The sequence below is a fragment of the Microbacterium sp. genome (assembly GCF_041909575.1).
GTDB lineage: Bacteria > Actinomycetota > Actinomycetes > Actinomycetales > Microbacteriaceae > Microbacterium.
In genome coordinates this window covers 1-10,692 of sequence record NZ_JAYRDE010000104.1, presented here as the reverse complement: position 1 = coordinate 10,692, position 10,692 = coordinate 1, and the positions used below count along the sequence as shown (strand labels likewise).

The 10,692-nt window shown below is 70.4% G+C and carries 13 protein-coding genes; 7 read left to right on the top strand and 6 right to left on the bottom strand.

Features of this window, described 5'->3' with window-relative positions; all coding sequences use genetic code 11:
- The 3 genes from ACE3O1_RS12675 to ACE3O1_RS12665 form a co-directional block, all read right to left on the bottom strand.
- Positions 1–370: alpha/beta fold hydrolase (locus ACE3O1_RS12675; RefSeq protein WP_374315586.1), on the bottom strand; the 370-nt coding region annotated here is incomplete at its 3' end.
- Positions 371–404: 34 nt separating this feature from the next.
- The gene (gene serB, locus ACE3O1_RS12670; protein WP_374315584.1) at positions 405–1,046 is read right to left on the bottom strand and encodes a phosphoserine phosphatase SerB; all 642 of its coding nucleotides are present in this window, start codon (positions 1,044–1,046) and stop codon (positions 405–407) included.
- Between the two features lie 44 nt (positions 1,047–1,090).
- Entirely contained in the window at positions 1,091–2,335 is a 1,245-nt protein-coding gene (locus tag ACE3O1_RS12665; protein WP_374315582.1) for a glucose-1-phosphate adenylyltransferase, read from the bottom strand.
- A 76-nt stretch (positions 2,336–2,411) separates the two neighbouring features.
- Here ACE3O1_RS12665 and glgA point away from each other — a divergent pair, with 76 nt between their 5' ends.
- The 3 genes from glgA to ACE3O1_RS12650 all read left to right on the top strand — a co-directional run bounded on the left by glgA (position 2,412) and on the right by ACE3O1_RS12650 (position 4,770).
- Positions 2,412–3,605 (top strand): glycogen synthase, encoded by a 1,194-nt coding sequence (glgA, locus tag ACE3O1_RS12660; RefSeq protein ID WP_374315580.1) that lies wholly within the window; start codon positions 2,412–2,414, stop codon positions 3,603–3,605.
- A 9-nt stretch (positions 3,606–3,614) separates the two neighbouring features.
- Positions 3,615–4,400 (top strand): ABC transporter ATP-binding protein, encoded by a 786-nt coding sequence (locus ACE3O1_RS12655; RefSeq protein ID WP_374315578.1) that lies wholly within the window; start codon positions 3,615–3,617, stop codon positions 4,398–4,400.
- A gap of 121 nt (positions 4,401–4,521) precedes the next feature.
- Complete coding sequence (locus ACE3O1_RS12650) at positions 4,522–4,770, top strand: type B 50S ribosomal protein L31 (protein WP_169582628.1); 249 nt, start codon at positions 4,522–4,524, stop codon at positions 4,768–4,770.
- 55 nt (positions 4,771–4,825) lie between these two features.
- Here the strand turns inward: ACE3O1_RS12650 and ACE3O1_RS12645 are convergent, their stop codons facing one another.
- Positions 4,826–5,557, bottom strand: a complete 732-nt coding sequence (locus ACE3O1_RS12645; RefSeq protein WP_374315576.1) for a 3'-5' exonuclease — start codon at positions 5,555–5,557, stop codon at positions 4,826–4,828.
- A 71-nt stretch (positions 5,558–5,628) separates the two neighbouring features.
- Here ACE3O1_RS12645 and ACE3O1_RS12640 point away from each other — a divergent pair, with 71 nt between their 5' ends.
- Positions 5,629–6,528, top strand: a complete 900-nt coding sequence (locus tag ACE3O1_RS12640; RefSeq protein WP_374315574.1) for an alpha/beta fold hydrolase — start codon at positions 5,629–5,631, stop codon at positions 6,526–6,528.
- Here the strand turns inward: ACE3O1_RS12640 and ACE3O1_RS12635 are convergent.
- Positions 6,488–7,042, bottom strand: a complete 555-nt coding sequence (locus tag ACE3O1_RS12635; protein ID WP_374315572.1) for an ABATE domain-containing protein — start codon at positions 7,040–7,042, stop codon at positions 6,488–6,490. The genes ACE3O1_RS12640 and ACE3O1_RS12635 overlap by 41 nt on opposite strands.
- A gap of 74 nt (positions 7,043–7,116) precedes the next feature.
- Here ACE3O1_RS12635 and ACE3O1_RS12630 point away from each other — a divergent pair, with 74 nt between their 5' ends.
- A complete protein-coding gene (locus tag ACE3O1_RS12630; RefSeq protein WP_374315570.1) occupies positions 7,117–8,118 on the top strand; it encodes a DMT family transporter in 1,002 nt (333 codons plus the stop codon).
- Between the two features lie 8 nt (positions 8,119–8,126).
- Here the strand turns inward: ACE3O1_RS12630 and ACE3O1_RS12625 are convergent, their stop codons facing one another.
- Complete coding sequence (locus ACE3O1_RS12625; protein ID WP_374315568.1) at positions 8,127–8,600, bottom strand: Lrp/AsnC family transcriptional regulator; 474 nt, start codon at positions 8,598–8,600, stop codon at positions 8,127–8,129.
- A 166-nt stretch (positions 8,601–8,766) separates the two neighbouring features.
- On the opposite strand from ACE3O1_RS12625, the gene pdhA reads away from it, so the two are divergent.
- The gene (gene pdhA, locus ACE3O1_RS12620) at positions 8,767–9,903 is read left to right on the top strand and encodes a pyruvate dehydrogenase (acetyl-transferring) E1 component subunit alpha (RefSeq protein WP_374315566.1); all 1,137 of its coding nucleotides are present in this window, start codon (positions 8,767–8,769) and stop codon (positions 9,901–9,903) included.
- The coding region (locus ACE3O1_RS12615) for an alpha-ketoacid dehydrogenase subunit beta (protein WP_374315564.1) at positions 9,900–10,692 on the top strand (793 nt) is incomplete at its 3' end. The genes pdhA and ACE3O1_RS12615, both read left to right, overlap by 4 nt.

Sequence of the window (10,692 nt, the reverse complement as noted above, 5' to 3'; positions counted from 1 at the left end):
CCCACCCCGGGAAGGGCACGACACCGTCGACGAGTTCGAACTCCGAGATGCCCTGGCCGCCCGGCGGCGGCACCGTGTCGACGAAGATCACGCGGGTCACGGCATCCGCCCTCGCCTCTGCCGCGCCCCAGACGACGTTGCCACCGCCGCTGTGCCCGACGAGCACGACGGGGGAGCCGACGGCGTCGATCTCGGCGACGACGGCGTCGACCCAGTCCTGGATGCCGATGCCGGCGGACTCGGACGCCGGCGCGCCCACGCCGGGAAGGGTCAGCGGATGCGCGGTGTGACCGGCGCGCTCGAGCGACGGCACGACGTCGTCCCACGACGACGCGTCGAGCCAGAGACCGGGGATCAGGATGATGTCCATGCCCCGACGCTAGCCCCAGCCGCCGACATCCGGGTCAGGGGAGCAGAGCGATGACCTCGGCGAGATCGACCGGTCCCACGACGACGTCGGCCTGCGCGCGGACGGCGGGCTTGGCGTTGAACGCCACGCCGAGTCCCGCGACGGCCATCATGCGCAGATCGTTGGCGCCGTCACCGATCGCGATGGTGCGGGAGAGGGGGACGCCCGCCTCGGCGGCCCACTTGGTGAGGGCCGCCGCCTTGCCCTCGGCGTCGACGATCTCGCCGTCGACGACTCCGCTGAGGGCGTCGCCCGTCGTCGCGAGGCGATTCGCCCGCCACACGTCCACGCCCAGGCCGGGGGCGACCGTATCGAGGATCTCGTGGAATCCGCCGGACACCACTCCCACCCGTCCGCCGCGGTCATGGACGGCGGCCACGAGCTCCTGCACGCCGGGCGTCGGCTCGACCCTGGCCAGCACGCGTGCGAACGCCGCGAGCGGGACACCGGCCAGCGCCTCCACGCGAGAGCGCAGGCTCGTCGCGAAGTCCACCTCGCCGCGCATCGCGGCTTCCGTCGCCGCCGCGACCTCGGGGCCGCGACCGGCTTCGTCGGCGATCAGCTCGATGACCTCGTTGCGGATGAGGGTCGAGTCGGCGTCGAGCACGACGAGGAAGCGGGCGGCGGGAACGGGCATCCTCCCACGCTAGCGGCGTGGCACGCCGCCTCCCGAACCGGGGGTCACCGTTCGACGCGGACGCCCTTGCCCACGACGGTGATGCCGGTGTCGGTGACCGTGAACCCGCGGGCCAGATCCTTCTCGCGGTCGACTCCGACGGTCGCACCCTCTGCGAGCACGACGTTCTTGTCGAGGATCGCGCGGTGGATGCGGGCGCCCGCGCCGACCTGGATGTGGTCGAACAGCACCGAGTCGGTGATGGTCGATCCTCCGCCGGCGAGGGTCCACGGACCCACGACGCTGCGCTCCAGGTGGGTGCCCGAGAGCACGGATCCCAACGACACGATCGAGTCGATCGCGTTGCCGATGCGCCCCACCGAGTCGCGCACGAACTTCGCGGGCGGCGAGTTGACCGCCTGCGAGTGGATCGGCCAGTCGGTGTTGTAGAGGTTGAAGATCGGGAGCGTCGAGATGAGATCGCGGTGCGCGTCGAAGAACGACTCGATCGTCCCGACGTCGCGCCAGTAGTAGCGGTCGCGGTCGGTCGATCCCGGCACGTCGTTGAGCTTCATGTCGTACACGCCGGCCTCGCCGCGGCCCACGAAATAGGGGACGATGTCGCCGCCCATGTCGTGGTTCGAGGTCGGAAGCTCGCCGTCGGACTCGACCGCCTCGATGAGGGCGTCGGTGTCGAAGATGTAGTTGCCCATCGACGCCAGCACCTCCCCGGGGGAGTCCGCGAGCCCGGTGGGGTTCTGCGGCTTCTCGAGGAACTCGCGGATGCGCGAGGGGTCGTCCTTCTCGACATCGATGACGCCGAACTGGTTGGCGAGCGAGATCGGCTGGCGGATGCCGGCGACCGTGCCCCGCGCGCCGGACTCGATGTGGGCGGCGAGCATCTGGCGGAAGTCCATGCGGTAGACGTGGTCGGCGCCGATGACGACGACGATGTCGGGCTGCTCGTCGTTGATGAGGTTGAGGCTCTGCAGGATCGCGTCGGCCGAACCCGAGAACCATCGCTTGCCGAGACGCTGCTGGGCGGGCACCGAGGCGACGTAGGAGTCGAGCAGTGCCGACATCCGCCACGTCTGCGAGATGTGGCGGTCGAGGCTGTGCGACTTGTACTGGGTCAGCACGACGATCTGCCGCAAGCCCGAGTTGATGAGGTTCGAGATCGCGAAATCGATCAATCGGTATTGGCCGCCGAACGGCACGGCGGGCTTGGCGCGATCAGCCGTGAGGGGCATCAGGCGCTTGCCCTCGCCGCCGGCGAGGATGATTCCGAAGACCTTCGGCGCTGCAGGCATGCCACCACCCTAGGGGGCTCTCCCGAACCCGGGTAGCGGGTTTTCCCCGTGCGTCGCGTGTACTAGGTTTCGTCCCATGCGCGTGGACATCGTGACGAAGGAGTACCCGCCCGAGATCTACGGTGGCGCGGGGGTGCATGTCGCCGAACTCGTGAAGGCGCTGCGCGCCGCGATCGACGTCCGCGTGCGCGCCTTCGGCGCCGAACGCGACGAGGAGGGCACGACGGCCTACGGTGTTCCGGCCGAGCTCGGATTGGCCAACGCCGCCGTCCAGACCCTCGGGACGGACCTCGAGATCGTGACCGACGTGGCGGGCGCGGACGTCGTGCACAGCCACACCTGGTACGCCAACTTCGCCGGTCATCTCGCATCGCTGCTGCACGGCATCCCGCACATCGTGACGGCGCACAGCCTCGAGCCGCTGCGGCCGTGGAAGGCCGAGCAGCTCGGGGGCGGCTACGCCGTGTCGAGCTGGATCGAGAAGACCGCCTACGAGGGAGCGGCCGCGATCGTCGCCGTGAGCGAGGGGATGCGGCAGGACATCCTGCGCAGCTACCCGTCACTCGATCCCGCCGCGGTGCGGGTGATCTACAACGGCATCGACGTGGAGGCGTGGCATCCGGTCGAGGACCCCGCGCTGCTCGCCGAGCTCGGCGTCGACGCGTCGCGCCCGTCGGTCGTGTTCGTGGGCCGCATCACCCGCCAGAAGGGCCTGCCGTACTTCCTCCGCGCCGCCGAGCGACTTCCCGCCGAGGTCCAGGTGGTCCTGTGCGCGGGCGCGCCGGACACGCCTCAGATCATGGCCGAGGTCGAGGAGCTCGTGCGCGGACTCCAGGAGACCCGTGACGGCGTCGTGTGGATCGATCGGATGCTGTCGCGCCACGAGCTGTGCACGGTGCTCACGTCCGCGACGACCTTCGTGTGCCCCTCGGTCTACGAGCCGCTGGGGATCGTGAACCTCGAGGCGATGGCGTGCGGCGCCGCCGTGGTCGGCACCGCCACCGGAGGCATTCCCGAGGTCGTCGTGGACGGCGTCACGGGGCGCCTCGTGCCCATCGACCAGGTGCAGGACGGCACCGGCACTCCGACGGACCCGGAGAAGTTCGTTGCGGATCTCGCGGCGGTGCTCACCGAGGTCGTGTCCGATCCCGCCCGCGCACGGGCGTACGGCGCCGCGGGACGCGAGCGCGCGACGAACGACTTCAGCTGGCAGAGCATCGCCGATCAGACGGCCGCGCTCTACGCGGAGGTCGCCGCCTCCGGCCGATAGGCTGGACGCATGCCGCAGGTGCTCGAATTCTCCGACGTCGTCGTCCGCAGGAACGCCAGGGATATCGTCGACCACCTCGACTGGAGCGTCAGCGACGACGAGCGCTGGGTGATCCTCGGGCCCAACGGCGCAGGCAAGACCACGGTGCTGCAGCTCGCCGACACGCTCATGCACCCCACCTCGGGCGCGGTGACGATCCTGGGGGAGCGGCTCGGTCGCACCGACGTCTTCGAGCTGCGCCCGCGCATCGGCTTCGCATCGTCGGCGATGGCGCGCCGGGTGCCGCCGGAGGAGACGGTGCTCAACGTCGTGCTCACCGCGGCCTTCTCGGTGCTCGGACGCTGGCGCGAGGACTACGAGGACATCGACGAGCGTCGCGCGCTGCGCGTCCTGGCCGAGTGGAAGCTGGATCACCTCGCCGACCGCACCTTCGGCACACTGAGCGACGGCGAGCAGAAGCGCGTGCAGATCGCCCGGGCTGTCATGACCGATCCCGAGCTGCTCCTGCTGGACGAGCCGACCGCGAGCCTCGACCTCGGCGCGCGCGAGGAGCTCCTCACCCTCCTCGGCGGATACGCGCAGGCGCCGACGACTCCCGCGATGATCATGGTGACCCACCACGTCGAGGAGATCCCGGTCGGGTTCACGCACGTCCTGCTGCTCGCAGACGGCAAGGCCGTGGCATCCGGGCCCCTGGGTGAGACGCTGACGGCGGAGGCTCTCACCGAGACGTTCGGCGCGCCCATCCTGCTGACCGAGCACGACGGCCGCTACGCCGCCCGCGCCGCGCACTGAGGGTCCCGCCGCCGATTCCGCGTCGGCGCCCGAAGCTGATAGAATCGCTCGCTGGTGCACTCGCACCTCAGACTTTGTCCGTCCTGGCAAAATCCAGGGCACCACTTTCAAAGGACTTCCCATGAAGACTGACATCCACCCCGAGTACCAGGCCGTCGTGTTCCGCGACCTCGGTTCCGGCGAGACCTTCCTCACCCGTTCGACGGTGACCAGCGACAAGACGATCGAGCTCGACGGCGTCGAGTACCCCGTCATCGACGTCGAGATCTCCTCGGCCTCGCACCCGTTCTACACGGGCAAGCAGCGCATCATGGACTCGGCCGGTCGCGTCGAGAAGTTCAACCAGCGCTTCAAGAACTTCGGCAAGTAAGCAGCCGCTCCGAAGGCCCCGCTCCGGCGGGGCCTTCGTCGTTCCCGGGGGCCGGTCAGCGGATGGGCCAGCTGCCGTCGAGGCGGTCGTCGGGATCGAGGCGCCCGATCTGGATGAAGTAGTCGGTCAGGCTCGCCGCCTGGGCGCGCGCCCACCCGATCTGCCGGGTGTGCAGCTCGTGCGCGGTGCCCGGGAGCCACGGCGCGAAGCGCTCGGCGAGCGCCTGGGCGACGCGGCCGGCCGCAACGGCGTCCGCGGACGCCTCGTGCGCGCCGTCGAGCCGCACCGCGTAGTGGGCCGCCACCACGGAGAGGGTGCGCTTGCCGCGGCGCCACCGGTCGTAGGCCTTGTCGACCACGAGCGGATCGATGACGGGGAAGGGGTCGAGGATCGGATCGATCCCGTGCCGCACCGCCTCGTGCTTGAGCAGCGAGAAGTCGTACGGCGCGTTGTAGGCGACGACCGGGATGCCGGCCTCGAGCAGGCCCCGCAGCGCCGCGACGACCTCGCCGACGACCTGCGGCGCCGGACGGCCGTGCGCGCGGGCGTGCGCGGTCGAGATGCCGTGGATCGCCGCCGCGCCCTCAGGGATCTCGACGCCGGGATCGGCGAGCCAGTCGCGCGCGTTCAGCACGGCTCCGGATGCATCGAGCAAGCCGACATGAGCCGTCACGATCCGGTCGGACGCGACGTCGATCCCCGTGGTCTCGAGGTCGAACACCCCGACGACGCGCACCCACTCGGGGACGTCGAAGAGCGCGAGGGGTTCGGCCCGCCAGTGCTCCATGCCGATCACGGTATGCGCGGCATCCGACACGACGCCGCAGGCGCACCGCGGCCGCCTCGTAGAATCGGGGGGTGGCCCCCGCGAACCCGTATGCCCCGCTCCTCGATGCGATCCCCGTCGAGCGGCGCGAGGTCGCGATCGGCGGCGGCGTGACGGCGTACTGGGTCTACGGACCGGCGGATGCCGCGACCACCGTCGTCGCCGTGCACGGCTTCCGGGGCGAGCACCACGGGCTCGAGCCCGTCGTCGCGCATCTGCCGGACGTTCGCGTCATCTCACCGGACCTGCCCGGCTTCGGCGAGACCCCGCCGCTTCCCGGCGTGCGCCACGATCTCGACGCGTACGCGGGATGGCTGACCGAGTTCGCCGCCGCCGTGGCGCCGGGGGCGGTGATCCTCGGCCACTCGTTCGGGTCGATCGTCGTCTCCGCGGCGGTCGCCGGCGGGCTCGACACGCCCCGCGTGGTGCTCGTGAATCCCATCGGGGCCCCCGCGCTCGAGGGTCCGCGAGGCCTGCTCACGCGCCTCGCGGTGTTCTACTACTGGGCCGGTGCCCGTCTGCCGAAGCGGCTCGGTGACGCGCTGCTGCGCAACGGCCTCATCGTGCGCGTCATGAGCGAGTCGATGGCCAAGACGAAGGATCCGGGCCTGCGCACTTTCATCCACGACCAGCACGACACGTACTTCTCGCGCTTCGCCGACCGCGACGTGCTGCACGACGCCTTCCTCGCGTCGGTCTCGCACGACGTGCGCGAGTTCGCTCCCCGCATCGCCCAGCCGACCCTGCTCGTCGCCGCGGTCCGCGACGACATCACGCCGATCGAGGCGGAGCGGCGGCTTGCGACGATGTTCCCGTCGGCTGAGCTCGTCGAGATCGCCGACGTCGGCCACCTGATCCACTACGAGACGCCGGCGCCGGCGGCCCAGGCGATCAGGCGCTTTCTCGCGCCTTCCGCGCCCGGTACGCGATGACGTTCATGCGGTTGCCGCAGTTGCCGGTGTCGCAGTAGCGCTTGGAGCCGTTCTTCGAGTAGTCGATGTAGACCGAGTCGCAGTCGTCGGCGGAGCAGACCCGGATGCGGTCGTACTCGTCGGAGCGGATGACGTCGACGAAGGCCATCGCGGCCTCCACCATCATGCGAGTCGCCAGCGGCGAGTCGTCGGAGGTCGCGTGGATGTGCCAGTCGTACTCGTCGTGGATCACGAGCCGGGGGAGCGCCTGACCGTCCGCGAGCATGCGGTTGACCAGGGGGACCGCGCCCTCGCGGTCGACCTCCCACAGCTCGCGCAGTCGCGATCGCACCCCGCGCACCTCTGCGACCTCGGCCTCATCGGTGCGGACGACCCCCGTGTACGGGTTCGTGACGAGGAATCGAGCGAGGTCGTCGGGGGTCTGCAGAGCGTCCTCGTCGTCGTAGCCCGGCAGCGTGTTGACCAGATCGACGACCATCATCAGCGTGCGTTTCGTGTCATGGATGAAAACCATGTTGACTCCTGACATCCGATTCGGTACCGTCACCAGTGTAAGCACAGTTGACCCCTGACAGCCGGATGCCGCCCATGACCGCTTCGACCGCGTCCCTTCCCGTGATCGCGCCGATCGCGGCATCCTCCCGCGTGCGCACGACCGGGCTCGTCATGGCCGTCGCATCCGCCCTCGCATTCTCGTCGAGCGGACCGTTCATCAAGCCGCTGCTCGAGGCGGGCTGGTCGCTCGGCGCGGCCCTCCTCGTGCGCATGGGCGTCGCGGGCCTCATCCTGTCGCCGGCGGTGTTCCGCGCCATCCGTCGCCAGCCGGGCTTCCTCCGCCGCCACTGGCGGCTGATCGCCGGTTTCGGACTCATGCCCGTGCTCGGCTGCCAGCTCTTCTTCTTCTCGGCGATGCAGCGGATGCCGGTCGCCGTGGCGCTGCTCATCCAGTACCTCGCCCCGGTCATGCTCGTGGCCTTCGTGTGGCTGCGCACGCGCAGGGCCCCGTCCTCGCTCGTGCTGTGGGGCTCTGCGGTCGCCGTGCTGGGACTCATCCTCGTCGTCGACATCTCCGGCGCCTCGTTCGACCTGATCGGCACGCTGCTCGCCCTCGCCGCGGCCGTCTGCGTCTGCGCGTACTTCGTCATCTCCGAGCGGGCCGGCGACGACCTTCCGCCGCTCGCACTCGCGGCGAGCGGGCTGCTCGTCGGCGCCGCGATCATGGGCCTGCTGTGCCTGGTGGGGATCATGCCGTTCGAGGCGCCCGCCGTCTCGGTCGAGCTGGGGGGCGTCTCGGTGCCCTGGTTCGTGCCTCTGCTGTGGGTGGCGGCGGTCGCGACGACCCTCGGCTACGCCCTCGGCGTGATGGCCGTGCCGCGCATCGGCTCGCGGGTCGCCTCGTTCGTCGGGCTGTCCGAGGTGCTGTTCGCGCTCGGCTTCGCCTGGATCTTCCTGGCGGAGGTGCCTGCCCCGATCCAGTTCGCCGGCGGGGCGCTGATCCTCGCGGGCGTCGTGCTCGTCAAAGTCGACGACCTGCGGTCGGCGCCGGCGGTCGAACGGGCGCCTGCCGCGGCATCCGTCCCCCTGCCGTAGCGAACGACCTACGGCTCGCGGCGCGCCAGCTCCATCAGCGGCTTGACGCGGTGGGGGATGACCTCGCCCATGACGAGCGACGTCTCGGTGCGCTCGACCCCCTCGATCGCCAGGATGCGCGCGTCGGTGTCGAACAGGTGCTGCGTGTCGCGGCAGGCCACGCGGACGAGGAGGTCCACCTGACCGGACAGCCCGTGGGCCTGCACGATCTCGGGCACGCGCATCAGCTCCGAGGTGATGCGAGGAAGCTCCGCCTGGCGCACGATGACGCTGATGAACGCCTCGATCGGGTAGCCGAGCGACGAGGACGAGATGGCCCGCTCGTACGAGAGGAAGACGCCCGAGCGCTCGAGCCGGGCCATGCGCGCCTGGACGGTGTTGCGCGAGAGCCCGAGCCGTTCCGCGAGTGCGACGACGGTCGCGCGGGGGTCGGCGGAGAGGGCGGCCAGCAGCTCGAGGTCGACGTGATCGAGGGCACTCATAGTGCGAAACGTTAGCACGGTCTGATGGCATGCGAGTTGTCAACATGCTCAGGCGGATCGCAGATGCTTGAGCGAGGTGCGATGCGGACGTAGCCTCGAAGGAGCCGGCGAAGAGGTCGGCGACCACGACGCCTCTCCTCACGAGGGAGGGTTGCACCGAGGAGTGATGACGATGACGCACACCCTGACTCCGACCGCCGATCTCGCGACCGACACCGACGACGTCGCACGGCTGGTCACCCCCGATGGCGAGCGCATCGCCGACGCCGAGCTCGACCGCTGGGTGGCGGATGTGGATGCCGCGGCCCTGCGTGCGCTGTATCGGGACATGGTGCTCCTGCGCCGCATCGACACCGAGGGCGTCGCCCTCCAGCGCCAGGGTCAGCTGGCCCTCTGGCCGCCGTGCCAGGGCCAGGAGGCCACGCAGATCGGCACCGCCCGCGCCCTCCGCGCCGACGACTTCGCCTTCCCGAGCTACCGGGAGACGGGCGTGGTCTACGCCCGCGGCGGCAAGCCCGCGGACTACGTGCTCGCATGGCGCGGCGAGGAGCACTCGACCTACAACCCCTTCGACATCAACACCGCCACTCCGCAGATCATCATCGGCGCGCAGTCGCTGCACGCGGTGGGCTACGCGATGGGCATCCAGCGGGACGGCACCGATCAGGTCGCAGCCGCCTACTTCGGCGACGGCGCCTCGAGCCAGGGCGACGTCAACGAGGCGATGGTGTTCGCCTCCTCGTATGGCGCGCCCGTCGTCTTCGTGTGCTCCAACAACCAGTGGGCGATCTCCGAGCCCGTCTCGGTGCAGGCGAAGTTCCCGATCGCCGGTCGCGCGCCGGGCTTCGGCATCCCGAGCATGCGCGTGGACGGCAACGACGTCCTCGCGTGCCTCGCGGCGATGCGCTGGGCGGTGGACAACGCGCGGAAGGGCAACGGACCCGCCTTCATCGAGGCCGTCACCTACCGCATGGGACCTCACACGACTTCCGACGACCCGACGCGCTACCGCGAGAAGGACGAGGTGGAGCGCTGGAAGGGCCGCGATCCGCTGGCCCGCGTCGAGGCTCTGCTCCGCGCGCAGGGGGAGTTCCCGGACGACTTCGCGGCGAGCGTCGCCGCGGACGCGGATGCGCTGGCCGCCGAGGTGCGTGCCGCGGCGCAGGGCGCCGTGACGCGTGCGCCGATCACGGTGCTCGACAACGTCTACGCCGAGCCGCACTCCGGACTCGACGAGCAGCGCGCGTGGTTCGGCGCCTACCTCGACGGATTCGTCGCCGACACCGAGGAGGCGGCACGATGACCCAGCTCACCATGGCCAAGGCCATCAACGAGGCGCTCCGCCGCTCGATGGCCGACGACCCGAAGGTCCTCGTGATGGGCGAGGACATCGGCAAGCTCGGCGGTGTCTTCCGCATCACCGACGGACTGCAGGACGAGTTCGGCGCGCAGCGCGTGGTCGACACGCCGCTGGCGGAGGCCGGCATCATGGGCACGGCGGTCGGACTCGCCTTCCGCGGCTACCGGCCCGTCGTCGAGATCCAGTTCGACGGCTTCGTGTACCCGGCGTTCGACCAGATCGTGTGCCAGGTCGCCAAGCTCCACTACCGCACGCGCGGGAACGTCCAGATGCCGATCACGATCCGCATCCCGTGGGCGGGCGGGGTCGGCGCGGCCGAGCACCACTCCGAGTCGCCCGAGGCGTACTTCGTCCACACGTCCGGCCTTCGCGTGATCGCCGTCTCGAATCCGCAGGACGCCTACGTGATGCTGCGCCAGGCGATCGCCTCGAACGACCCGGTCGTCTACTTCGAGCCCAAGCGCCTCTACCACTCCAAGGGCGAGGTCGACCTCGACGGCGACCTCGCCGACGCGCCGCCGATGGGCCTCGCGCGGGTCGCTCGCGAGGGCAGCGACGTCACGCTGCTGACCTACGGCTCGCAGGTCGGCACCGCGATGGATGCCGCGACCGCCGCCGAGGACGACGGGGTGTCGATCGAGGTCATCGACCTGCGCTCGATCTCGCCCGTGGACTACCGCACGGTGACCGCGTCCGTCCGCAAGACCGGGCGCGTCGTGGTGACCCACGAGG